Below are 24,766 nucleotides of genomic sequence, written 5' to 3'. Positions count from 1 at the left end.
TTTCACTAGGGCAATTTATAGCTAGCAACACGCAGGTTTAACTGACCTTGGCGCGGGTTCTGGCTGAATACAAATGCACCTTCTTCCCTTTCACCATTAGATAAAAAGTCGATCTGTTGCTCTCCTGTTTCTGTAACTTTGCCGTTAATCAGTAACTCAGCCATAATCTGAACTGACTCAGCTGTATCTCCTCCGGTGTTCACAACTTCAAAAGGAACATAAAACTGGCCACCAATTTCCCGAATTGTTTCTTTTTTAGTAACAGAAAGGATGGGAGGTTGATTCTTTTCGTTCAGCCAAGTATAGCCAACTAGGCTCACAATGACTGCTAGGATAAGTGAAGCAACGCTGAATGTTACCCACTCTGCAATAGAGCGTGGTTGTTGTTCTGTTTTAGTCATATTGCTAACCTTCCGGCTGCACCGCCAATAGTTGCAGGTAATCCCAGCATTAATGTGTGATCTAACCACATTGTCCAAGGGTCGTTAAAAGTTAACTTTTGAAAGAACCACAGCATGAAAGCGCCTGCTAGCAGTGACACTAGGTAAGACATGATGGTTTCGCTCGATGGTCGTTGGAAAATTCCCTTTTGCTGTTTACGCTTTTGCTGGTTAGAAAAGCCTGCCTGAAATACAATGCCATAAGAAATCAGCAAAGATGTGGCGATCATTGCCAACTGCCAAGGTGGCGAGGCTGCGGCTGCTAGCATAGGAATTTCATCTGTTGGAGCAATGTTGAATGCAATTATAGTTGCACCAATCAGGGTTCCACCCACATCAGCAAAGGTGGCCTGTAACTCATCTTCTTTGTTATTAATTTTGCTGTTTACCTGATCGGTTGCTTGTCCTTCTGGATTGCCATTTCTGATATCTCCCAAAAGCTGGTTAGCTAATGCTACACCGAGAGCAAAGGGCACACTTTCAAAGATGATTTTCCCTAAAGATTCCTTTAGGGAAGTTTCTAGTGTTAATTCTCGCAATAGTAGCAGCACAAAGGCAGAGCAAGCTAGTCCGATCGCGATCGCTTCTACAGTATCCATTGCGGCTTGATGATCTAACCAGCCATATCTGCGTTTGCGAAAGCCTTCTGTCTGATTGAGCAAGTAAACCACAATAAACATCAATGCGATCGCCATCATCATCAGTTGTGGTTTTACCAGTGATCCAATCCACCAAACCTCCATTGTGTACAGTAAAGGTATGCCAAATAAAAAACCTCCACAAGCACCCCGAATGATGTCATTAATTGCACTCATCCAGACATTTTTCTGACGTTTTGTTGCCACTCCTTTACTTTCCTTTTATTGAAAATTATGTTTTAACTTATACTAATTCTCTATGAAGATGCATATAGCAGTCCTAAATAATTCGTGAAAATTTAGATCCCCGACAACTTTTACGAAGTCGGGGATCTGGACACCGCAAGTTTTCATCATATATATCTTATTTATAATATATAGGACTTACGCAAAATATCTCTCAAACTCTGATTTCTCCGTGCCGCGCCAGTTGCTTCTCCTAAGGGAGACGCTGCGCGAACAAGTCGGGAAACCCGCCCAACGCACTGGCTTCTCTGTGCCTCTGCGGTTCGTTATTCCGTAACTTGTGCTTAAGTCCTAATATATTCATATTTTTTACGTTGCGTGCTCCTCTGATACTCCGTATCTGTCTTAAGATAATATAATCTCTCTAACTATTCTATCGATTGATGGAAGTAAAAAATAATTTGCTATTGTTAGTTTATGTAATAGCTTAATCAACTACAAGCTGGAAATAAGAACCATGAGTACCGAAAAAAGAGTAGAAGCTACTGCAAAAAATATTGAAGGAAAAATCCAAGAGGTTGTAGGTGAAATAACCGGTAATCCACAAGATAAAGCTGAAGGACAAGCAAAGCAAGCTGAAGCCGAAGCTACTCACACTGTAGAAAACATTAAAGACGAACTTAAGAAAGCTATAGACTAATTTAGTTTGAACATTGCAAATAGCAATATTAGCGATGATTCATTACTGATAGTCTAAAATTAATTACTCCACTAACTTTTAGGAAGTGGAGTTTTTTTGTTTGCGTAAAATCTGAAAAAGTGGATTATTGACAAATTGCCTCTAACCATGATTTTGCTGGTAATTCAACTATGGCGATCGCTCATACCCTGCGGATTCGCTCTTAGCGTTCTCGCAGAGTAGCCGCTACGCGTCTATGTATGCAATACACTTTGACCTCTCTCCTTTTAGGCAACGGTGTACACACAAGTATGACCTAGCATAGGTTTCAATTCTAGTAGTTTCTTTCGTAGGGTGCGTTATGGACACGTCGAAACAACAAATGAGTTCGCCGAAACAACAAATGAGTTCGCCGAAATAACAAATGAGTTCGCCGAAATAACAAATGAGTTCGCCGAAACAACAAATGAGTTCGCCGAAATAACAAATGGGTTCGCCGAAATAACAAATGGGTTCGCCGAAGTAACAAATGGGTTCGCCGAAATAACAAATGAGTTCGCCGAAATAACAAATGGGTTCGCCGAAATAACAAATGGGTTCGCCGAAATAACAAATGAGTTCGCCGAAGTAACAAATGGGTTCGCCGAAATAACAAATGAGTTCGCCGAAGTAACAAATGCGTAGGCGTAGCCCGCGGCAAGCATCGCCATGATTGCAACAATTTAGCTTTTAATAAAAATTAATATTCTTTCTGTCAATTAGATTGCACTTTCTTGGGTTCTGGGCTACACGGGCATAGAAGCGCTAGCGGCGTGGCTTCCTTTGAAGTACGTTTAAGATAGAAAAATATCAAGAATTATTGGGAGGAATCAATCGTCATGACTGTTATTGTTGCTAAGTGGACGATTGACGAATATCACCGGATGATTGATGCTGGCATTTTGAGCGATCGCAAAGTTGAACTACTTAAGGGAGAAATTGTCGAAATGTCGCCCGAAGGAGAACCCCATGCTTATTGTAGTGATGAATCTGGTGAATATCTAGCAAAGTTATTGACTGAACGCGCCAAAATTCGTCATGCCAAGCCTATCACCTTACCCAACGACTCGGAACCAGAACCAGATATTGCCATTGTCCAACGTTTAGGACGCGAGTATCGAGAGCATCATCCCTATCCAGAAAATATTTTCTGGTTGATTGAGTATGCTAACTCCAGTTTAGAAAAAGATTTAGACATAAAAAGCAAAATATACGCAGAAGCAGGTATTTTAGAGTATTGGGTTGTTAATCTCAAAAAGCTACACCTAGTGGTGTTTCGAGAAATCTTATATGGAGAGTATGCAACAAAACTAACATTCACTGCGGGAACAATTCAACCGCTAGCATTTCCAGATATTTCTGTTGCAGTGGAACAGATTATTAATAGTTAAACTAATTAAAATCAAAAATTAAAATACAGCAATGTTAAGAAAGATCCGGGTAATGTGATAGCTTTGGCAGAAGGGGAGACGCTGTTCGCGTTCGCCAACAGCATGGCAACTCTTAGAGACGCTTTGAGTCATCTCCACAAAGGGAGACGATGCCGCGCAACGAGCGTCACGAGCGTCACACCCCGCCCTTAGACATCGCCTGTAATATTGGATGGTGCGCCATCATCACCAATATTACAAATACTTCTGCAACAATAACCCTAACTTTTCCTTCGTCGCCGCTGGTACTTTATCCAACTGAGTCAAAATCGCATACTGCAACGCCGAATGCGCCTCACTCGGCGGTGGATTTTCACTCAAGCGCCGCACGGTTTCTTGAATCACCTTTTGAGCATTCACAGCATTCCGCAGCAAATTGCCAAGCACTATCTCCACTGTCACACTATCGTGATCTGGATACCAACAATCGTAATCTGTCACCAGCGCTAAGGTTGCATAGGCAATTTCGGCTTCCCTTGCCAACTTCGCCTCTGGTAAATTCGTCATCCCAATGATTGTTGCACCCCAACTGCGGTAAAGATTCGATTCTGCCTTAGTGGAAAAAGCTGGCCCTTCCATGCACACATAAGTACCGCCGCGATGCAGAGTAACTTGTGGTAAATTCAGAGATGCGATCGCATCTGCCAACACAACAGCCAAGTTTTTACATATCGGATCGCCAAAGGCAATGTGAGCAACAATTCCCTCACCGAAAAACGTTGAAATCCGATTTTTCGTTCTGTCAATAAACTGATCTGGCACCACCATATCCAGTGGTTTCGCCTCTTCCTTCAAGGAACCTACAGCACTAGCTGAGATTAAATACTCCACGCCCAATTGCTTCATCGCATATATATTAGCACGAAACGGTAACTCAGACGGTAAAAGCGTGTGATTGCGACCATGACGCGCCAAAAAAGCTACTCGTGTACCATCCAAAGTCCCCAAAATCAAAGCATCAGATGGTGAACCAAAAGGAGTCTCGACTCGCACCTCTTCTAAATCTTTGAGCGCATCCATTTTATACAGACCGCTACCACCAATAATCCCAATACTAGCGTGAGGCATGATTCTGAACCTGTTCCTTGGTGATCTGCTAAGTTATTTTATCGAAAATGGGAGTAGTAGAGACGACATTGACCGAGCCGCAGAGTTAATTGACTTAGTTCGGGTTTTGACGCGCTGGCTGTTTAAGTGGGATACAATCTGGTCGGATGCTACAGAAAAGCTATCTGCTGCTCAACAAACATAAAATTGGTTGAAGCGCGTTCTACAAATATCAAGTAGAGAACCTGAATCACTGAGCGCTTGACTTCCAGGTTTTAGCAATCAAATTTATGATAATTTTTGAAGATTAATGGTTATGATTAGTTTTTAAGTTAATTATCACCATAGGGTGTAATCGATGCTTAATGTATACAAATATTAAGTAGACGCACTCCTAAGCAGGGAGAGAAAGTAAGGGTTATACTTTTGGGAAAAGGCTTATTTTAACCCGTGTTTTTAACATTTTCATAAATCAATGGCTCTCAATTTTCGCTTTGCAGTAGTCAGCGACTTACACCTGGCACTTCCCCACACAATCTGGGATCATCCCAGCAGATTTCATCTAGTAGAAGTCAGTATCTCGGCGTTTGAAAGTGTACTAGAACATTTAACACAACTCGATTTAGATTTTCTCTTGTTGCCAGGAGATTTAACCCAACACGGCGAACCAGAGAACCACGCTTGGTTGCAACAACGGTTAGCCCAACTACCTTTTCCCGTCTATGTTGTTCCTGGTAATCATGACGTTCCTGTGCTGTTGGCTGATCAGCAATCAATCGCTTTTGCTGATTTTCCCTATTATTATACGAAGTTTGGCTATGACGATCCACAGCAGATTTATTACATTCGTCAGTTGCTGCCTGGAGTTAAGTTGATTGGACTCAATTCTAACTCCTTTAATGACCAGGGGGAGCAGGTGGGGTGTTTGGATACCAAACAGCTACGGTGGTTAGAAGAGGTGCTAGCGGCGTCTGGTGATGAATTAGTTCTGGTGATGGTGCATCATAATGTGGTCGAGCATTTGCCCAATCAATCGAGCCACCCACTAGCAAATCGCTATATGTTAGCGAATTCAATAGAACTGTTGCAGTTACTCAGGCGCTACGGAGTCAAGCTAGTATTTACCGGGCATTTGCACGTTCAGGATATTGCTTACTCAGATGGAGTATATGATATTACCACTGGCTCTTTAGTTAGCTATCCTCACCCTTACCGGGTGCTAGAGTTTCATCGAGATCACCAAGGTAAAGAATCGTTGCAAATTTTATCCCATCGGGTAGAGTCAGTGCCTGAGTTCCCCAACTTGCAACAGTCATCGCGGCAGTGGATGGGCGATCGCTCTTTCCCCTTCCTAGTCAAACTACTAACTCACTCTCCATTAAACTTACCATTATCACAGGCAAAAGAATTAGCTCCTAGTTTGCGAGACTTCTGGTCTACTATTGCTGATGGGGATGCAGTATTAGATTACCCTGATTTTCCGCAAGAAGTACGGCGTTATATTCAGACCTATAGTGCATCACAGCCGAACCCAGGTATAGCTACTAGTGGAATTCCCCTGATTGATAATAACAGCACACTTTTGCTGGGTTAGAGGTGATGAGTAGCCTCTTTCCATCAGCCCCCGTGTCATCACGCTGACTGGACTTTGTTTGACAATTCATTCAAAGATTGCACCCAGTATTTATCCTATTCTTGTGTGTTCCTTTTGAGATAGCGATCGCTCCTGCCATAATTCTCCGATCAAAAGTCACCTTGGCAGGGCTACTCTTAACTCATGTTCAGACGTGATTAATCGCGTCTCTTCTAACTCCTGTACAGACGCGATTAATCGCGTCTCTAATTACCGATATCTTCATTCCAAAGTTCCGGGTTAGTTTGAATAAACTCACTCATCATTTGTTCGCATTCGTCAAGATTAAGATCAATTACTTCCACACCGTGAGATACCATAAATTCTTTGGCACCAGGAAAAGTGCTGGATTCTCCAGCGATGACTTTTTTAATGCCAAATTGTACCACTGCCCCAGCGCACAGATAACACGGCATTAAAGTTGAATAAAGTGTAGTACCTCTGTAGCTGCCAACTCTCCCAGCATTACGGAGACAATCGATTTCAGCGTGAGTGACAGGATCGGCGTCTTGCACGCGTTTATTATGTCCTCTGCCGAGAATTTTGCCATCCTTGACGAGAACCGAACCAATGGGAATTCCACCTTCTTGTCTGCCTTGTTTTGCTTCTTGAATTGCAGCTTCCATAAACTTATCCATATTAATTCTCCTTTTATGTCAAAACAACTTGTATTAATGGATCGCGATGGCGGTGTAAATGATTATCTAGCAACTATGCTACTGTTGACGATGAATAATATAGAACTTCTTGGCTGAACGATATTTATCTCAAGCAAAAAAATGAGCTATGGTTGGTAATATTCGGTTGCAAGCCTCAACTAAATTATTTCTACTATCTAATTCAGCAACTGTTACTTTCAAAATTTTGAGTGCTGTCTTGGCGAATTTTTGCATTCTTTCTTTTGTAGGCTGTTGCCCAGCTGCTGCTAAAACTAGTACTTGCTCTAATGCTTCATTTTTATCATCACTTGTTAATGATAAATCAGCATCAATTAAAGCTTTGAGTTCAATCAATAATTCTTTGATTCCTGGTTGATTATCTTGATTGGAGCTTAGTAACTGATTAATTACATTGTCAATATCTTCACTTGAGGCAGATATTCTGCCTTTAATCAACTTCTTTTCAATCGCTTGAATTAATACTTTAGCCTCTGCCAAAATAGCGGTAAGTCTATCTAAGTTTTGCTCAACTCTTTTCGATGTGATAACGACAGTTACTTCCATTCCTGCGTCATCAACTTTAATTGGCTCAAAGTTTTGCTCAACTCTTTTTGATGTGGTAACTACACCTTCAATTAGCTCATTCGATGTGATAACGGCATCTTCAATTAGCTCATTCGATGTGAGGACAGCACCTTCAATTGGCTCAGATGTCCTCTCATCTATTTGTTGGAGAATTCGATTACGAAGCTCTGCCAAATCAACATTTAACACCAACAAAACTCTGACAGCTACGCATTTACTTTCTCTTTCTCGAATTAAACCTAACAGTAGATGTTCTGTACCGATGTAATTATGTCCTTGTTGGCGCGATTCTTCCAAAGTAAACTCTAAAACTTTTTTGGCACGGGGGGTAAAAGGGATTTCTACAGCAACAAACCCTGAACCTCTGCCAATAATTTTTTCAACTTCTATCCGAGTAGATTTGAGATTAACACCCATTGATATTAAGATCCGAGAAGCAATACCAGTTCCTTCACCAATTAATCCGAGTAACAGTTGTTCTGTTCCTATAATATTATGACCAAGGCGACGTGATTCTTCTTGAGCTAGCATTATCACCTTAATGCTTTTTTCTGTAAACCGTTCAAACATAATTTACTCCGCTAATTCAACAAAAATCAGTAAAACCATTAATCTAGGAATGATCATGAAAATTCTGGAAATTTCAAACGGGTAAACGTAAGTCTTTTTTTGTCATTTGAGCTATTTCAACTTATAGTTTGTGTATTCTAAATGTCTGCGATCGCATAAAAGTACTCTCTTATGAATTGCGATCGCCCTGACTTCAGAATCCGGTTGCTTGGCGATTATGCGAATGCGAGTGCGTGTCAGAAGGACTTAAAACTCAGCGCAACACAAGGGATCGCAGCTTGTAGATGCTGGTTTCTCATTGTTCGTTGTTAGACAGATATACCTCTCCGTATTATCTCGTAATCTTTTTCAAAAATAAAATCGGAATTCCTATATCCCTTGCTGATATTCAGAAAAATTCTGGATATCAAATGTATCATAATGCTAACGGAAACTATCTGAAGATTATTCTATCGCTGTTTTATTACTCTCGTTAGAAAATATTGTCAGCCTTGTTTTTCCATGCTTGGTTACGAGCAAAGATTTTTTTTGTTCATAAAACAAGGCTTTGAACAAGATTTAAGGTCAGTATCTTTTTTATTTTGCCAGAGACATAAAAAAGCGCTATGCAAAATGCCCGATAAATTTGCTCTGACAGCTTCAGGATGCAATTCACATATTGCATTTTTATTAAAAAACAGAAGAAAGCTACACTGATTATTAATTAAGTGAGAAAATTTAAACCTAAGAGAAGAGCCGCAACAGTTCCTGCAACAGAAATTTCTCCTTGAATAATTTTTTCTAAAGCTGATTCAATAGGAATGAATACGACTTCAATTTCTTCTGTAATATCTAAGTTTTGCTCTCCAACTTTACTCACATTTTCTGCTAAAAATAAATGTATTTGATTGGTATCTTTACTCGGCTTATCGTATAGAGTTCCTATTTTTATAAATTCTTGGGGAACATAACCAGTCTCTTCTGTCAGTTCTCTAATTGCTGCTACTTCTGCACTCTCTTTTGTGGGGTCGAAATTCCCTGCTGGCAGTTCTAAGAAAAATTCACTGATTGCATGTCTGTATTGCCGGACAAAAATTATCTCTTTGCTACTAGTAATAGGTAAAACCATCGCAACGTCTGGTTTAATACTGACAAAATAATCATCGATAATTTTCCCATTGGGCAATTCTATTTCATCTTGCCTTACCTGACACCAGTAATTATCTAAAACCATTTTTGATTTTAAAGTCTTCCATTTTTTTAAGTTGGTCATAAATTAACTAACAAATAAAATTATGTATAAAAAGTTGAGGAATCAAGCAATGAATGTAAAAAAGTATAACAGATGCATCCGATAATCTAAACTTTGAACTTACACTGGCTTTTGCTATAACATAAGATATGGAATAAGTATGCAAATAAATGTAAATTTATTTACAGTAAACAAAAGGTTTCCGTTGACCATTAGTCGAGGTACAACGGCACAGACAACGAATGTATGGGTGAGGATCTCACATGATGGGATCGAAGGCTGGGGGGAAGCATCGCCATTCGGTGTGGGTAATCATCGGCAATCAACTGATACAATCAAAGACGCTTTAGAGCAAATTGTGCCTCTGTTGCAAGCATTCAGTCCCTTACAGCGGCAGCAAATTGAGCAAGTTTTAACACAAAACCAGGTTCCTTCTGCTGCAAGAGCTGCCTTGGATATGGCAATGCACGACTGGTTAGGTAAGCGCGTCGGATTACCTTTGTGGCAAATTTGGGGACTTGATCGCAATCAAATAGTACCGACTTCAGTCACAATTGGGATTAATTCGCCTGAAGGTGCAAAGGCTAGAGCGCGAGACTGGTTACAATTTACTGATGTCCGCCTTTTCAAGGTGAAGCTAGGTAGTCCAGATGGCATAGATGCAGATAAAAAAATGCTATTAGCAGTGCGAGAAGAAGCACCATTACCAGAATTATTCGTTGATGCCAACGGGGGTTGGAGTTTAGAAGATGCGATCGCTATGTGCAATTGGCTAGCTAATTTAGGTATAAAGTATGTAGAACAGCCATTGCTACGCGGACAGGAAAAAAGTTTAGCAAAACTCAAACAACACTCTCCCATGCCCATCTTTGTCGATGAAAGTTGCTTCACAAACTCCGATATTCCTGATTTGGCAAACTACGTGGATGGCATTAATATCAAACTGATGAAATCAGCAGGACTAACCGAGGCAATGCGAATGGTACATACAGCGCGAGCTTATGGGTTGCAAGTAATGTTTGGTTGCTACTCTGACAGTTCGCTAGCTAATACAGCAGCAGTACAGCTAGCGCCACTAGCTGATTATCTAGATTTAGACAGTCATCTCAACTTAATCGATGATCCCTTTACGGGTGCATTGCTAAAAGAAGGGCGAATTTTGCCAAACGATTTACCAGGTTTGGGGGTACAACACAGTGCGATTACCACTTAATCAACGAGTAGCTATCTTGCTGCATGAGGGAATTAGCGGGTATCACGGCAAAACAGGGCTAGCAATTTTACGTTACAGTGAAGCCCCAATCGTAGCCGTAATTGATCGCGAATGTGCTGGCAAATCTCTATCAGAATTAACAGGTATCAAGCGTGATGTACCAATTGTGGCATCAGTAGCCGCAGCCCTAGAGTACAAGCCAGAAGTCTTGGTAATAGGCATTGCTCCAGGAGGTGGCGCTGTACCAGATGATTACTGGATAGAAATCAAAGACGCTCTACAAGCTGGAATGTCGCTGGTGAATGGTTTACATACACCAATGGCAAGCATCCCAGAATTAAATGCACTACTTAAACCTGGGCAACTAATTTGGGATGTCCGCAAAGAGCCGCCTAATATAAATGTTGCTAGTGGAATGGCCCGCACCCTTCCGTGTCAGAGGGTATTGACAGTGGGAACCGACATGGCGATCGGTAAAATGTCAACTAGCCTAGAGTTACATTGGGCATCAAAACAACGGGGCTGGAATTCTAAATTCCTCGCCACCGGTCAAACTGGGGTGATGTTAGAAGGGGACGGCGTGGCTTTAGATGCCGTGCGGGTAGACTTTGCCGCTGGTGCTGTGGAACAGATAGTCATGCGCTATGGCAAAAACCACGACATCCTGCACATTGAAGGACAAGGTTCACTGCTACACCCTGGTTCAACAGCAACTCTACCCCTGATTCGTGGTTCGCAACCAACTCAACTGGTGTTAGTACATCGGGCGGGACAAGTTCATGTACGTAATCATCCCCATGTAGTAATTCCACCTTTACCAGAGGTAATTCAGCTTTATGAAACTGTCGCTAGTGCCGGTGGTGCTTTTGGAAGTGTTCCTGTAGTGGGTATAGCGCTTAATACAGCCCATCTAGATGAGTCTGCGGCACAGGAAGCGATCGCTCAAACAATAGCAGAAACTGGCCTACCCTGCACCGATGTAGTCCGTTTTGATGCCAATGTGCTTTTGGATGCAGTAATGAAGAATTAGATGTAGATTTTACTTCATCCAAAAATGATTGCAACAGATGGAATGCTAAATGCGATTACCAGTAGAGACGCGAAATCGCCGCACTAACGTGTCTCTACTCTTTTATACCAATTTTAGATTTTGCGATTTAAAAAATTGTGTAAAGGCATAGGAGTGAGTCAAGAGACATCTCGCTTTCCCCGACTGGGGCAGCTTCACCTAAATCCCCCATCCCTGATAAGTCAATTTTATATTAACTATCAGCCTTTTTTTGTCAAGTCCTATTGACACTTTGTAACAATATGTTAAATTTAGTTACATAAGTAAACAAAAAAGAGAAAAAACTATGTACACCACCACCAATGAAGACGGCATTCTCAATAACTATGCAGCTGAACCCCAAATGCACTACGCTGAATACCCGGCAATTTGGGAACAACGTAAATACGTTTTACAGGGTCTTTTTGCGACTTTAATTGTTACTACCTTAGTTTTGGTTGGTTTTAGCGTTAGTTAAGATTTTTCGATTTCGGTATCGCTGTATCTCATCGTCATTCGTACTTCTCTCTCAAACCTCGGTTAATTTCGCCGGGGTTTTTTGTGTTTTAATGCTGTGCGATCGCATCCCAAACTGCGATCGCCCATAAAATAAAGACAAATCAATAAAAGGGGGTGTTTATGACAACCCAACTCGGTGAAGCTAAATCTTCAACAGAACTGATCATATCTTGGGAAGCGTTGCCGGCAGATTTTCAGTTAGAGGATGAACCCGTGGAAAATACAGGTCAGCCACTATTAGCTGGTGCTTTGCGCGAAAGCCTTGAGATAAGTGGTTTCATCCAACCCCAGATGTTAATCGCCTCAAATTTTGGACTTTGTGCGACGATAAACGGTCAGTTTGTGGCGAAAGCACCTGACTGGGTTTATGTTCCAGTGGTGAATGAAGTTTTAAGAGAACGCAAAAGCTACACACCCAATTTAGAGGGTGATATTCCAGGGGTGGTGATGGAATTTCTATCCGACACTGAGGGTGGAGAGTACTCTTTTAAACGAATCTATCCACCAGGAAAATGGTTTTTTTACGAGCAGATTCTTCAAGTCCCAATTTACGTGATTTTTGACCCAAATGGCGGTTTGTTAGAATTTTATCAACTAGAAAACAGGCGCTACGAGTTGCAGCAACCTGACGAAAATGGTCGTCATTGGATTGATTTAATGGGCTTATTCTTAGGAACTTGGCAAGGAACAAAAGAAGCCAGAACGGGTTACTGGTTGCGCTGGTGGGATAAGGCAGGTAATTTGTTGCCTTGGGCAGTAGAACAAATTGAACAGGAACGTCAGCAAAAAGAACGGCTAATTGCCTATTTACAATCTCAAGGTATCGATCCAAATAATTTGCCTTAGCATATATAGACAAAGTTTTCAAGTAGCTGGGTTACTCAGTTAGCCCTTTCAAGGTGACTCGAAAAATCTCGTTTTTTCTCTCTGCGCTACGGGCAGTTTGCTCAAGTCGGGAAACCCGCCCACGCAACTGCCCTCCTCTGTGCCTCTGTGGTTTAAAAGTAATTTATCTAACCACAGAGGCGCAGAGAACACAGAGGTAAGAAGTTAAAAAGAGGTTTTTTGACTAACATTTTTACCCACCTTGAAAGTGCTAGGTTACTCAGTTTAAGTAAATAAGTGCTAAGGTGCGATCGCTCTATCTGTATTTTGCTAATTCCTCTTACTGCCGACTGCGAAAACCCTGTCTTCCATTAACTTGGTCAAAGAGGACATCGTATTTATCAAAAAATGCGATGCCACTATTTACAAATGTTGCAAGTTCTGCCTTTGGCGAGATCCTCAAATTCCAGCGATTAAATCCGTCGCGGGTTCCTGGTGTCAGGCTGTAATCAAAAATGCTATTAATTGCTAGCTTCAGAGAATTTCCTGAACCTAATACTCCTGGTTTGATACCTGCTGTGGAAGCTGACTTGAATTCAGTCCAACCATTAATAGTTCCAGTATCAGTGATCATTTTGCCATTACAAAGATTTTTAGCAGAACTCCCAGCAATAGTTAAACAAACTTTGCTCAGTTGAGAGTCCCATCTATTACCGGGTACACCATTAATCTCGCTTTGTTTACTCCAAGCAGCCATTTTGAAACCTGCTTGATTATTGGCAGTCAAACCGAGAATTAAACTGCCATTTTTGTTACTACCACCATTTCCAATCACAATAAATCCGTTACTCAGATTGCCTGGTAATTTTCTCAACGGATTATAGGGAAGTGACTTTTCAAAATAGTTGACACCGATAATACCAGAAAATGGCACACTACTCTTTGCTGAACAATTAGGCTTTTGGGCAGTACATTGGCGACCAGTAACAATCTGTACTGGAACAGGTTCTGCGGTGGGAAGCAAACCAAACCGGACATTAGTATAAACTAATTCTCCCTCCAGGATAGTACCATCACTTAATACCTCCTTGATATTTTGTCCCGTTCTGCGGATTGGAGCATTACCTAAAAACTCTTTGGGAACTCGCAGCCCTGCTGAACCTGTATCTAATAAGATACGCTTTGGCTGACCACCTGCGATCGCCATTTCCAGAAAATAGCCGCGAACACTTTGACCAAGGGAAGGTTTTGGATATAAAGGTAGGGATATGGTATCAAAAGTTGGCTTGCGGGGTGTATTTTGAGAGATGTCGCGCAACGCTGGGTTTGGGAAAAGAGCCGCAAATGCTGACTGGCGTTGTGCTACTGGTTCAGATGCGATATCCCATAGGCTTTCGTAGTAAAAAAAGCCGATACCTAAACCGCGTTGTTGCACTGCTTCTACCTGGGATTGAATTTGTGATATGGAAACTGGACGATTTCGTAACCCCGCCATAATACCGATACCAGTTGGGATGACTTGTTGGGTTTCTAAAATTTCTGGGCGGGTAATTTGAGCAATAAAACTTTCCAAATCATTACGGTACACCTGCATGACTAACTCATCGACAATACCCAACCGTACCCAGTTGAGCCAGTCTTGCAGTTGCAACTTGTAGGCGAAATCATAATAATTAGGAGCAACTGAGAAGATAGCATTCGGTTTTCGCGCTTTCACGGTTTGCTGGAGGTCTACCATGAATGCCGTGATTTTATCTGCCCGCCATTTTATCCATGCTTGGGCTTGGGGATTAGGTGGAGGAGGCTTGCCAGTTTCTTGAGTATATAGACTAATTGTGTACTTATCGTAACCAAAATCCACAGGTAAACTCGTATTATCGTCAAATTGAACGCCATCAGCATCGTATTGAGTAATGACTTCCATCACGAGTTCGGTGAAAAACTTTTGCACTTCCGGGTGAAACGGATTCAACCACGCTACTTCACCCGCAGCACTAATTGAAGTTTGAGTCCCATCCGGCTTTTGTGTCAGCCAATCTGGATGCTGGGATGCGAGTTCCGAAGTTAGGGGAACCATGAAACCAAATTCAAACCAAGGTATTGCTAGTAGCCCTTCTCTGCGGGCTTGGCTGATAATGTCTGCAATCACATCTTGTCCATCTGTTCCCTTAAAGAAGAAGGGAATATCCATTTTTTGCATGATGGCGCTGGGGTATTGCGTATAGCCATCGTTCCAGACTACTGGATAAACAGTGTTAAAGTTTAACTCCCGCAGTTGGCTCATAGCTGCTTGCACCTGTGAGCGATTTCGGAAAATGTTAAAATCATTACCACTCACCCACACCCCCCGAATTTCCTGACGAGGTTGAGCAGGTAGTTGGGCAACAGCAGGGGCAAAGCTGTTAAGTAGCAATACAGCAACAAACGATATCAGACATAATAATGGCAGCAGACGCTTCCTTAAAAGCCACCAACCTTGACGAATGAAAGGCAATGTTTGGCGACAAGTTGCAACTCTACCAGACGCTTTGTGTCGCTTACTCCTATGTTGAAGTAAGCGTCTACGCACAGGGTTAAATAGTAAGTTAGTTAGAGTAGCATTAATTTCTATGCTTTTTTCCCAAAACTGAGTTGTCATTACTGCTGCTTACTAAATGAGGTTAATTGGTTATATTTCATTCCATATCAACGTTAAATTGCTGCACCAGGAAAACTGATACAGTAATTTAGCTACAAGATAGTTGACGCAGTTATAGAGTTAGTAGTGCCAAATATAAATGTTTCAAATGTAACCTGTAATAATTTCTCGCTGCTCTCTAAAACTTAAGCAAAGTTAACCCTTATAAAAATAATGATAAAAATCAGGCTCAACCAGTAGGCAAGTTGCGAATAGTGGTTTCCAGAAATCAACACGTTTATTATCTGTTGCTCTAACGACACTACATGGTTAGCATTTTGTCAAGATAATTTAGATGCGTTCCCCTTGGCTTAAGCCCCTTGTTCAAGGTAGGTAGGCAAACTGACGCCACAGTGTACTAGTTTGGGCTACGTCTATGCCTGGTAGATTTTTGGCATAGCACCCATTCCTCCTATTCAAATTAAGTCACAATGATAATAGGCAATCATAGAGGGTACTGTTATGTTTCGTTTAACTCAAATTGTTCGGAACTTGTTCCTTCGTCTTCAAGGCTTGTTTGGTGTTTTATTCCAAAGTGTTTCCAATTTTGTCGGAAATTTATTTGGTTTTTTTTCCAAGCTGTTCGGATTCACTAAGTCTGATTATTTTTTGGAATCTGATCAGGTGCAAGGCATAAAGCAAGCTTCTGCAAAAGAGCCAATTGAAACGAATCAGGATAACACTGCTAAAATTCCTACCACTAACCGCCGTCGTCCTAATGCCAAACTTGACGACTACTTCCTCAACATGGCTCGTGATGTGAAAAAGAACTAACAAAAGCCATCAATTGGAGCGTGATCTTAGTAATGCGTAGACGCAAAGCGCCATCACACTTCCAATTTTTCCTTTGAGAAATTTTATATATTCTCTAATACTTTGTCAAGCTAGCTTTTAGGGTTCGTAGTAAGCACTTTAGCGCTTAGAAAATAATGCCTAAAGTCCTTACTAGGAACTTGCTTAACCATCAATTTAAAATTGACAGACTACTAGATACTAAGCAGAATTTTAGTTACTTTGCGCCTAGCTCTTGCATTTACTGATGGCGCATGAGCATACTATTTAGTTTGTTCAAAAACTTTCGCCTACACTGCTATAGTGTGAGGGCACTTTTTTGGAAAATCATCCAGCCACAATTAACGGATTTATATGTGCGATAGCACCTTTAATAAGAATCATATCCAATTTGAGGCTGGACAAGAGCTAGAGATATTTTTGAGATTGAATGTTTCTTTGATTTTTTAACTTACCAAATCAACTAAAGCGTTGCTCCGAAAGCGGACTATAGATGAAACTGAGCAGCCGCGATAATTCTCAGAAGTGAATACTGATAGTGTGATATTAGCTTCACCCGGATCTAATATGCGTTTTACCTTGCAGGTTTGCATTTTGTTGTTGCAGTAAGCAATAATGCGATCGCCAGCCTTGACATCCAACGCTTGAATTTTCAATTAATACCAACCTCGCCCAAGAATTTGTTTAGCTAAATGAAAAATATATTACTATATTTTCCTTGCTCAACAATTGCAGTGTTTACTTAGTATAACATAAAAAAAATGTTATTAATACTATCAATTTTATCTTGATAATGTCAAGTTGATTTATGCTCAAAACTCTATTAAATGCTGGATTTTCAGGAAATGACGTCCAATCCCAACCTTCGCGCAGGGTTTAATACAGCACGGCATAAATCCAGCTACCATCTCAATTAACAAAACTTGGGGCAAAATCCCTTGTTAAAGGTGGGCAAACTAACGCCACAGTCTACTAGGTCGGAAGCCTCATCTTCAAAATTCAGATGGGATAAAGCTTTGCTTTGCTTTAACTTCTTTGCAGAAGACAGGAAACGTCTTTGCTCTAAAAACCAAGCAAAGCCTGCCTACGCAGACTTTGCTTGGGTAGCTCCAGACTTTAGTCTGTGGGCGCTTTCATATTTTTGCAGGAGATTGAATAACTAATTTCAATCAACGTCTTTAGCTGTTCTCTTCACTGCGTTTCCTGCATCCTCAGCCCCACGCTGAACATTTTTTGTCACGTCTTCGGCAGCATTCTGGGTATTACTCTTAATATTTTCAATTCCTCGCTGAGTTCCCTTAACAACACCTTTGCGAACTTCTTCAGCTGAACTGCCGATATCTTCACCCAGGTTCTTCACTCTTTCACCAAGGGGTGTACCTTCCTTGTAATTTTGGCCATATTCCCCTGGACTGTTAACCCCTTTCTGGTCAATGTTCTTTTGAGCATTTTTTGCCATCGCATCCCCTCTGTCATTCGCTGCCTTTTCATCTGTCGCTCTAGGATCTACATCACTAAAGTTATTTATTCCACCAGCAGGAGAAGAGAGAGGATAATCTTTTGTGGGATCATATCGTTTGGAATAAGGTGATTGAGCCTCAGGCTTTGGTGGCTGTGTTGCTGTTCCTGGATCACCACAAGCTTGTGTCAGAAATAAGAACATTCCTGCTAAAAAAACAGTTAAAACTTTCAAGGGACGAATGTTTTTCAGCCAATTCATTGCTTTTTTCATACTTCTAACTCCTGGGATTTTTGTGACTAAGTTAAACTTCAATCAAGATAGCATTTGGATTGATTTAAAATGCCAAACATTAAGACAAAATAAAGGTTCTATCTGCCTAATGCTGGATTCTTTTGTAATTCAGGTCTAGTACTCGCTTTATCTGACTTATCTTTCAAAAAGCCGGAAGCTTCTTCAACAGCCTCTTTTACAGTCTCAAGACGATCTTTAACCCGTTCTCCTATATTTGATTCATTCTGAATCAAACCACCTGGTTCAGGTTGTTGGAAGTCTTTATCTGTGATGATTGGCAGTTCTGCTTCTTTGTTGACTCGATCGGCTGGTGTCTCACCACTAGGATAAAGTATCTCGGATTCTCTATTTGTAGCAATTAACAATTGTGAACTTGGTTGTAAGCTAGCTTCGTCACGTCCCTGATTGGCTTTTGGGTTTGTTATTTTCGGATCGGTGGACATTTGGTTGTTGGTATAATTGTCTCCACCATTCTTATAAGGATTGTTTGCTCCACCAGCTTGTACAGCGGGATTTTGTGGATTTGCACCTTGAGCATTTGCCCCACTACAAGCAGTGCTAACTATTAACAATAGTCCAGCGAAAAAGATAGTTAATATCTGGCGCAATCTTATTTTTTTCAAGAATACTCTCACAGTGTTCATGTAATCCTCCTTACCAAAATATTAATCAGCTAATAGTTTACTGAACCATTTGATTGGTCAGCAAATTGTGCTTGTCTTGATTTGCTCACTCGATAACCTTTATCAAGGATATGAATAATAAAATTAACTTTACCTCTAGCGCAGGCCACATTTTAATTAGTAATAATAGAATATTTTTATCTAACTCTAGAGAGATATAAAATAAATTAATATACTTTTCGGAAAAAGAACTACATTAACCTGTTTAATCCTTCAAAAGCTTTGGATAGATAGCTGATGTACTGTAATAGTTGAGGTATTCAGCCCTTGTTGCTCTAACTGTTAAATTACTAAATTCATGAAGCAATTTTTACGCTGGATAATTTTGGGCGGAACGCTGTTTTTTTTAAGCAAAGCTCTGAAGGATAATTGGATTGAAGTGACTGCTATCCGCATTGATGGGGTAGGATGGGCAATTATGGCGATCGCAACAGGCGTCACTTTACTGGCACATACTTGGGCAGGCTGGATCTGGACTTGGATTCTGCAAGAGTTAAATCAACCTGTATCATCTCCCCAATTCATCCAAGTTTACCTAAAAACGAACATAGCTAAATATTTGCCAGGTAATATCTGGCATCACTACGGGCGAATTATGGCAGCAAAAAATGCCAATATTTCTGCTGGTGCAGCTACCTTAAGCGTTTTGCTGGAACCGCTACTGATGCTAGCGGCTGCTTTAATCATCATTGTCCTATGCAGTAGCCAATTTGCAGCAGCTAATACTACCCTTGTTCTGCAAATATTACAATTGCTGAGTTTAGCTGTAGTCCTTTGTGCGATTCATCCTTGGTTTTTAAACCCACTTATTCGCTTTTTATACAGATTGAAAGCAAAAAAGTCTGCTGTCACCACTGAGGCAACTGTTCCCTTTAGTCTTAAAAGTTACCCTTTACGACCTTTGTTAGGAGAATTGGGCTTTATAGGACTACGTGGAACTGGGTTTATATTAACTATGTTCGCCCTGGATTCATTGAATGTGAATCAAATTCCTTTGTTGTTAGGGGCTTTTAGTTGCGCTTGGTTATTAGGGTTTATCATTCCGGGGGCACCTGGTGGGTTAGGTGTGTTTGAAGCGACTGCATATGAACTTTTACGACACCACTTTCCAGCCGCCTTAGTATTTAGTGCGATCGCTCTATATCGCCTCATTAGTATTTTAGCTGAAACTGCGGGTGCAGCTTTGGCTTGGTTAGACGAACGCCTTGCTAAATTATGAATCAAGCGACACTCATTTTTGTCTATCTACCTTCACCTGTGAAAATAGACGATAATCATCCAGATTCAACTGGAGATTACTGCTTTGATCTTCTTCTTTCATCTTAATCAAGTTGTATTCTACGTTTTCTGCATAAATTGCAAACGTAATATTAAAAATCTCGATAAAATTGATTATCCACTTGCATTCATCTTCAGGGTATTTTTCGTAATAACGAATCAGATGAGCAATCCTAAGTTCTAAATGCCTGCGGGAATTTCTAGAAATTAAAATAGTTTTTAGCAGTATAATCACCAATGTAAGAGAGTGACCTGGAGTAACCAATAATATAAATAATGACGAAGGTTCTTTGCCGTTTTCTGTTGTCAAACAATCAATTATTCGATTACAGGTTCTCAGGAATAATTCTTTAGTGATAATTTCTTGATGATAATTTTCCTTCCATAAAGATAACTTCTCTGCAAACTGCTGCCGCAAATTTCCGACTAATTCTTGATTATCTACAGAAAAAAAGAGATATTTATCTATACTTTTTTTAAATTCTTTAAGAGTTTGATCTTGAGTTTGTTTGATAAATATATTGGCAATATTTTCATGGCTAAATATACCCTTTTTTAAAACAATTGTTTTTATTAAATGCAGAACATTATCTCCCAAAATACTAGGATTTTTGTAGCGGTTTGTGCTTGGGACAGCAGATTGAGAACGAGCAATATACATTGCTAGTTCAAACTTATATTTGTCTTTTATTTGTCTATAAAGCCTTCTAGCAGCCTCTTGTTGCTCTCGGCAATTATTCTCATTAACCGATTGATCAATTAATAAATAAGAAGTGTAGCGATTAGCCCAATGACCTTTAGATAATTCGTCATGTTTCTTAGCAAATAATTTTATTTCTTGGTAATCTTTGCTGGATATAAAATTTTCTAGCCAGCTTTTACGGATATTTATCGCTGGAAAATCATTGGTATCTAATTTTCGACTTTCATGAACAAATAAATTAACTAATTTTTGGATATATTTGTCTTTTCTATTGGTTTTCCAATTATTAATTATTATGTAGATACACCGCTTAAGTGTATTACAGTACTCTTTTTCATTATTATCTAAAAAAGTGCTGTATCTCCCAGGTATAGAATGGGAATACTGTGAATCAAGACCGTCTATAAATAAACCTTTGAATTCCCGTAAAACATCATCTGGCGGCAATTTTTTGACAATTTCAACGAAGAAGCTATAAACCTCCTCTTGTGCAATTTGCACATTTAGTTGTCTAGAGTTAGACGTTACATAATCGGGATCTTGCTGACTAATTGATAAACTATTAGCGCTCATTCCAGTTATCAGGACAAAAAAGCTTCCTGTTCATATTATTACCAGCTTAACCTTGGTGAACAGTAGCATCAATCTATTCTTAAGAGATTCAGTAATCTTTTTACACAAATTTGATAAACTCGGACTATAAATAAAGTATTAAACACAAATTGTTTAATAATTCATCAAAAAATTAAGTTAAATTACTTAGTCTTACTAATTAGAGCAAATACAAAACTATATGGGCGAGTTGTACCATTAAATACAACCCGCCCATACCTTAGATAGGAGTCTTTTCGTATTTCAAATTTTTAATGGGGGTGGAGGGACTTGAACCCACACGACCTTTTACGGTCAACGGATTTTCATTCTCCCGCAGTTTTCACTGCTACCTGATGACAATAGCCAGCTCAGATTTTGAGAATTGGACTCTCCCTTTACCCTCGACTTAACGTTAGGGTAGCTCCCGTCGGGTCTCTGCACCTTCCCTCAATTTTGGATTTTAGACTTCGGCTTCGCTCAGTCGAACGATTTTGAATTTTGGATTGAAGATTAATCGCAAATCTCAAATCTCAAATCTCAAATTTTTGGGCTTGGCTCAGGATTGCCATGTCTGTAACCAGATTTAGGTTTCCCTGAGTTTGAGAGCTTCCACTTGAGGGATTTCTCCTTCAAGGCTCAGTTATCTAAGTCCGTAGCGTCTACCATTCCGCCACACCCCCGCAGATGTTTGGCAACTAGTATAACTAGTTATTTCATTGAGGCAGTAAATACCTCCTCATCTATTCCACCATCAATTGTGTCTTTTGTCCAACTAGATTGAAAATATTTTTTCCAAATAGGGCGATTGTGTTCCAGAGTTGGAAATCTTCCTTGTTTCCTCCTAATCAATCTGGATGAGTTTTCTTTCTTGTCTGACTAGAGCATTTGTTTGCTAGTGGATTTACGATTACAAGATAATACTACCTTTTATCAGTCTAATCTGGACATAGACGAGGAATTCTGGCGTAGTTATGTTAAAAGCGTCATGATTATACTTTCCTCAGTTTGGCTCTTCAGCCTATGATGGAAAACAGAAGCTTAAGACTTGAAAGTTATGATTGTCGCCCTGCTATATCTGATTTTGGCTGGAGCTTACCTTCTGGTAATCCCGATTGCTATCTTGCTGTACTTGAAGCAGCGTTGGTATGTAGCTACCTCCATCGAACGTACCTTTATGTACTTTTTGGTATTTTTCTTCTTTCCGGGTTTGTTGGTTCTATCGCCGTTTGTAAATTTTCGACCCCGACGGCGACAAATTGAAGTTTAACAAGATTGGTAGGTCATAACTCTCATGCGACGGATTGACGCTATTGGAATTGGCTTGGGTGTTTTTATTGCCGGCGGCTTGGCATACGTAGGATTGCAGCTAGTCGGTTTGGATAATCAGAAAGCTGGTATATGGAGCCAAGTCTTACTAGTCAGTGGGTTAGTTGGCTGGTTAGCCAGCTATTTTTTCCGTGCGGTGGGACAAAAAATGACCTACCATCAACAGCGGGAACAGTATGAGCAAGACTTTCTGCAAAAGCGACTAGATGAGCTTACTCCTGAAGAATTAGCACGAATTCAAGCTGAAATAGAACAAGAAGAGCAATCTCAGGTGTAAAGTTATCATTGATGAGTCCAGAGTCCAAAGTCCCAATTTTGACTCTGGACTCTTGACCTTTGACTCTTGACACTTAAATGACTGCGATTTCTCATTGCTTTGAAACCCTTAGACGGAATCGTGAGTGCGCTCTGATTCCGTTTATTACTGCTGGCGATCCAGATTTAGAAACAACAGCAAAAGCGTTGCAGGTTCTAGATCGCAGTGGAGCCGACATTATAGAACTGGGCATCCCCTACTCCGATCCTCTGGCGGATGGGCCAGTAATTCAAGCTGCTGCTAGCCGCGCCCTGCAAAGGGGAACGAAATTAGAGCAGGTGCTGGAAATGTTGCAAGGGATTACTCCTAAACTGCGATCGCCCATTATTTTATTTACCTATTACAACCCAATTCTGCACCGGGGAATTGAAAAATTTCTCTCTTCAGTCGCTGCGGCTGGGGTAGCGGGATTGGTAGTACCAGATTTGCCCTTAGAGGAAGCAGCAGGCTTGCTCAAACCAGCTAGTGAGATGGGAATTGACGTAATATTGTTGGTAGCTCCCACCAGTTCTGCTGAACGGATAGAAGCGATCGCTCGTTCATCCCTTGGATTTATTTATTTAGTCAGCGTTACAGGGGTAACAGGGGTGCGATCGCAACTGGAAAACCGCGTGTCTGATTTACTTCAACAAATTCGTAGTGTTACTGATAAGCCCATCGGTGTAGGCTTTGGCATCTCCGAACCTGCTCAAGCCCTTCAGGTAAAGGAATGGGGCGCAGATGCAGCGATCGTGGGTAGCGCTGTTGTAAAACGGTTAGCAGAAGGGACACCAGAGCAGGGACTTTCGGCGATCGCCGAATTTTGCCAAAGTCTCAAGGCAGCCATCAAGACCACTAACAACAGTACAAATACTCCTCTTGATTAGACGGGGAAAGTAGATTAAAAAGTATAACAACGCAGTTTTTCTCTTCTTATTTGGTAGACAATTTGACCGTTATGGTTTTGAATATTAACATCAGATATCATGCTCTAAAAAACTAGCTGATTCGGTCGCTTATAGTTTGAGTATTATGTGAAGTCGAGTAGGTATAAATTATGTGTGTGAGAGGGAGTCAGTCACAAATGGTTATAGTTACGTCGCAATTGAGGGGCAAAGGCGATGAGTGAGAGTATGGCGTTTATCGGCGGGGTCGCCGTAGCTGGGCTGGCGGCTCTGGTATTGCTCAAAGGGACAAATACCCCCCTACAACCTAATTTTGCCGTTGCTTCGCAAATGCCAGGGACTGTAGTAGCGCCGGGAGTACAGCCACAAATGTATCCTTACGGCCCTTATGGGCAACCAATGTATCCCAGTCAGCCACCGACTGCTCCTACTTCTGACCAGCGCCAAGAGATGGAAAAGCTGAACACGCAGATGCAGCTGGAGCGTTTAAAAAACGACAATGAACAGCTAAAGTTGCAAAATCAACAACTCCAGGGCCAAGTTCAAAATTTCAATACTCAGCAACAGTGGCAATTAGCCCAGCAGAATAACCAACAAAAAACAGCAGCAACATTTCAGCCGCAAAATTCTTGGTTGTCTTCACCCATGCTCTGGGCTGTGGGAGGTGCGGCTCTCACTATTGGTGGTGGTGTTGTCGTCGCTGGGGTATTGGCTTTATTCTCACCACGGCAGCGTCCAGCCCGTACTGTACAAGTGATTCACCCCTACCAAGGAAATACACCGCCCTTGGTTCCAGTCCGTCGCGCTGAGTTTCTACCTGCTTCGCGGATGGAAGCAAGACGAGTTGAAGCCCCAGAATACGACGAAATGCAGTAAGGAAAATAAACCACAGATAAACACCGATTTAAAATCTCGTTTCCAGGTAGAACCTGGAAACGTTCTTCATTGGGCTGCTGCCGCGAATTTAGGAGGCGGAGCCTTGTTTTAGGCATTCCCAATGAGGTAAACAGTATTTACT

The 24,766-nt window shown here is 41.0% G+C and carries 25 protein-coding genes and 2 pseudogenes; 16 read left to right on the top strand and 11 right to left on the bottom strand.

The genetic code is table 11. The annotated features are described in order from the left end of the window. Positions 1-5 precede the first annotated feature (5 nt). Together V7K46_RS11680 and V7K46_RS11675 are read right to left on the bottom strand one after the other, a co-directional pair. Complete coding sequence (locus V7K46_RS11680; RefSeq protein ID WP_335113185.1) at positions 6-401, bottom strand: TIGR02588 family protein; 396 nt, start codon at positions 399-401, stop codon at positions 6-8. Continuing rightward, positions 398-1,285 (bottom strand): TIGR02587 family membrane protein, encoded by an 888-nt coding sequence (locus V7K46_RS11675; protein WP_335113183.1) that lies wholly within the window; start codon positions 1,283-1,285, stop codon positions 398-400. Before V7K46_RS11675 ends, V7K46_RS11680 begins: the two co-directional genes overlap by 4 nt. Before the next feature lie 496 nt (positions 1,286-1,781). Between V7K46_RS11675 and V7K46_RS11670 the strand changes: the two genes are divergently transcribed. From V7K46_RS11670 to V7K46_RS11660, 3 genes are all read left to right on the top strand, one after another. Beyond that, positions 1,782-1,964: a CsbD family protein gene (locus tag V7K46_RS11670; RefSeq protein ID WP_335113181.1), complete on the top strand. Its 183-nt coding sequence runs from the start codon at positions 1,782-1,784 to the stop codon at positions 1,962-1,964. Positions 1,965-2,297: 333 nt separating this feature from the next. Further along, a complete protein-coding gene (locus V7K46_RS11665) occupies positions 2,298-2,627 on the top strand; it encodes a hypothetical protein (protein ID WP_335113179.1) in 330 nt (109 codons plus the stop codon). Between the two features lie 194 nt (positions 2,628-2,821). Beyond that, the gene (locus tag V7K46_RS11660) at positions 2,822-3,373 is read left to right on the top strand and encodes a Uma2 family endonuclease (protein ID WP_335113177.1); all 552 of its coding nucleotides are present in this window, start codon (positions 2,822-2,824) and stop codon (positions 3,371-3,373) included. Between the two features lie 234 nt (positions 3,374-3,607). Here V7K46_RS11660 and V7K46_RS11655 read toward each other — a convergent pair whose 3' ends face one another. Continuing rightward, positions 3,608-4,480 carry an S-methyl-5'-thioadenosine phosphorylase gene (locus V7K46_RS11655; RefSeq protein WP_334967940.1) on the bottom strand — a complete coding sequence of 291 codons (873 nt, stop codon included), beginning with the start codon at positions 4,478-4,480 and terminating at the stop codon, positions 3,608-3,610. Here V7K46_RS11655 and V7K46_RS11650 point away from each other — a divergent pair. Further along, complete coding sequence (locus tag V7K46_RS11650; protein ID WP_335113174.1) at positions 4,479-4,664, top strand: hypothetical protein; 186 nt, start codon at positions 4,479-4,481, stop codon at positions 4,662-4,664. The genes V7K46_RS11655 and V7K46_RS11650 overlap by 2 nt on opposite strands. 270 nt (positions 4,665-4,934) lie before the next feature. Further along, a complete protein-coding gene (locus tag V7K46_RS11645) occupies positions 4,935-6,053 on the top strand; it encodes a metallophosphoesterase family protein (protein ID WP_335113172.1) in 1,119 nt (372 codons plus the stop codon). A gap of 245 nt (positions 6,054-6,298) precedes the next feature. Here the strand turns inward: V7K46_RS11645 and V7K46_RS11640 are convergent, their stop codons facing one another. Next, complete coding sequence (locus V7K46_RS11640) at positions 6,299-6,730, bottom strand: nucleoside deaminase (protein ID WP_273764613.1); 432 nt, start codon at positions 6,728-6,730, stop codon at positions 6,299-6,301. A 15-nt stretch (positions 6,731-6,745) separates the two neighbouring features. Between V7K46_RS11640 and V7K46_RS11635 the strand changes: the two are divergent. Then, a pseudogene (locus V7K46_RS11635) lies at positions 6,746-6,844 on the top strand (nucleoside hydrolase); the annotation flags it as partial. Positions 6,845-7,468: 624 nt separating this feature from the next. Here the strand turns inward: V7K46_RS11635 and V7K46_RS11630 are convergent. Beyond that, positions 7,469-7,906: pseudogene (locus V7K46_RS11630) on the bottom strand (Clp protease N-terminal domain-containing protein); the annotation flags it as partial. A 703-nt stretch (positions 7,907-8,609) separates the two neighbouring features. Continuing rightward, positions 8,610-9,158, bottom strand: coding sequence for an NUDIX hydrolase (locus tag V7K46_RS11625; RefSeq protein ID WP_335113170.1), 549 nt, complete (start codon positions 9,156-9,158; stop codon positions 8,610-8,612). Positions 9,159-9,297: 139 nt separating this feature from the next. Here V7K46_RS11625 and V7K46_RS11620 point away from each other — a divergent pair, with 139 nt between their 5' ends. The 4 genes from V7K46_RS11620 (at position 9,298) to V7K46_RS11605 (ending at position 12,763) form a co-directional block, all read left to right on the top strand. Further along, positions 9,298-10,350 (top strand): dipeptide epimerase, encoded by a 1,053-nt coding sequence (locus V7K46_RS11620; RefSeq protein WP_335113169.1) that lies wholly within the window; start codon positions 9,298-9,300, stop codon positions 10,348-10,350. Next, positions 10,334-11,380 (top strand): DUF1611 domain-containing protein, encoded by a 1,047-nt coding sequence (locus tag V7K46_RS11615; protein WP_335113167.1) that lies wholly within the window; start codon positions 10,334-10,336, stop codon positions 11,378-11,380. The genes V7K46_RS11620 and V7K46_RS11615 overlap by 17 nt, the downstream gene beginning before the upstream one ends. 325 nt (positions 11,381-11,705) lie before the next feature. Next, a complete protein-coding gene (gene psb34, locus V7K46_RS11610) occupies positions 11,706-11,876 on the top strand; it encodes a photosystem II assembly protein Psb34 (RefSeq protein ID WP_335113165.1) in 171 nt (56 codons plus the stop codon). Between the two features lie 161 nt (positions 11,877-12,037). After that, positions 12,038-12,763 carry a Uma2 family endonuclease gene (locus V7K46_RS11605; protein ID WP_335113163.1) on the top strand — a complete coding sequence of 242 codons (726 nt, stop codon included), beginning with the start codon at positions 12,038-12,040 and terminating at the stop codon, positions 12,761-12,763. Positions 12,764-13,082: 319 nt separating this feature from the next. Here the strand turns inward: V7K46_RS11605 and V7K46_RS11600 are convergent, their stop codons facing one another. Beyond that, positions 13,083-15,380 (bottom strand): glycoside hydrolase family 10 protein, encoded by a 2,298-nt coding sequence (locus V7K46_RS11600; protein ID WP_335113161.1) that lies wholly within the window; start codon positions 15,378-15,380, stop codon positions 13,083-13,085. A 501-nt stretch (positions 15,381-15,881) separates the two neighbouring features. Here V7K46_RS11600 and V7K46_RS11595 point away from each other — a divergent pair. After that, positions 15,882-16,193, top strand: a complete 312-nt coding sequence (locus tag V7K46_RS11595) for a threonine dehydratase (protein ID WP_335113159.1) — start codon at positions 15,882-15,884, stop codon at positions 16,191-16,193. Between the two features lie 464 nt (positions 16,194-16,657). Here the strand turns inward: V7K46_RS11595 and V7K46_RS11590 are convergent, their stop codons facing one another. From V7K46_RS11590 to V7K46_RS11580, 3 genes are all read right to left on the bottom strand, one after another. Next, entirely contained in the window at positions 16,658-16,867 is a 210-nt protein-coding gene (locus V7K46_RS11590) for a hypothetical protein (protein WP_273764590.1), read from the bottom strand. Positions 16,868-17,376: 509 nt separating this feature from the next. Beyond that, positions 17,377-17,943 carry a hypothetical protein gene (locus tag V7K46_RS11585; RefSeq protein WP_335113157.1) on the bottom strand — a complete coding sequence of 189 codons (567 nt, stop codon included), beginning with the start codon at positions 17,941-17,943 and terminating at the stop codon, positions 17,377-17,379. A 98-nt stretch (positions 17,944-18,041) separates the two neighbouring features. After that, positions 18,042-18,608, bottom strand: coding sequence for a DUF6658 family protein (locus V7K46_RS11580; RefSeq protein WP_335113155.1), 567 nt, complete (start codon positions 18,606-18,608; stop codon positions 18,042-18,044). Between the two features lie 337 nt (positions 18,609-18,945). On the opposite strand from V7K46_RS11580, the gene V7K46_RS11575 reads away from it, so the two are divergent. Continuing rightward, the gene (locus tag V7K46_RS11575; RefSeq protein ID WP_335113153.1) at positions 18,946-19,866 is read left to right on the top strand and encodes a lysylphosphatidylglycerol synthase domain-containing protein; all 921 of its coding nucleotides are present in this window, start codon (positions 18,946-18,948) and stop codon (positions 19,864-19,866) included. Positions 19,867-19,878: 12 nt separating this feature from the next. Here the strand turns inward: V7K46_RS11575 and V7K46_RS11570 are convergent, their stop codons facing one another. Then, positions 19,879-21,201, bottom strand: coding sequence for a hypothetical protein (locus V7K46_RS11570; RefSeq protein ID WP_335113151.1), 1,323 nt, complete (start codon positions 21,199-21,201; stop codon positions 19,879-19,881). A 1,075-nt stretch (positions 21,202-22,276) separates the two neighbouring features. On the opposite strand from V7K46_RS11570, the gene ndhL reads away from it, so the two are divergent. The 4 genes from ndhL to V7K46_RS11550 all read left to right on the top strand — a co-directional run bounded on the left by ndhL (position 22,277) and on the right by V7K46_RS11550 (position 24,624). Next, the gene (ndhL, locus tag V7K46_RS11565; RefSeq protein ID WP_334795670.1) at positions 22,277-22,489 is read left to right on the top strand and encodes an NAD(P)H-quinone oxidoreductase subunit L; all 213 of its coding nucleotides are present in this window, start codon (positions 22,277-22,279) and stop codon (positions 22,487-22,489) included. Between the two features lie 24 nt (positions 22,490-22,513). Continuing rightward, positions 22,514-22,825, top strand: a complete 312-nt coding sequence (locus V7K46_RS11560; protein ID WP_273764580.1) for a DUF3007 family protein — start codon at positions 22,514-22,516, stop codon at positions 22,823-22,825. A gap of 77 nt (positions 22,826-22,902) precedes the next feature. Beyond that, entirely contained in the window at positions 22,903-23,730 is an 828-nt protein-coding gene (gene trpA, locus V7K46_RS11555) for a tryptophan synthase subunit alpha (RefSeq protein ID WP_335113148.1), read from the top strand. Positions 23,731-23,964: 234 nt separating this feature from the next. Further along, complete coding sequence (locus tag V7K46_RS11550; protein ID WP_335113146.1) at positions 23,965-24,624, top strand: heterocyst differentiation related protein; 660 nt, start codon at positions 23,965-23,967, stop codon at positions 24,622-24,624. The last annotated feature ends 142 nt before the right edge of the window (positions 24,625-24,766 follow it).

The sequence above is a fragment of the Nostoc sp. genome (genome assembly GCF_036917395.1).
Lineage (GTDB): Bacteria > Cyanobacteriota > Cyanobacteriia > Cyanobacteriales > Nostocaceae > Nostoc.
The sequence above is the reverse complement of the archived record's forward strand: the minus strand, read 5'-3'. Positions and strand labels throughout refer to the sequence as shown.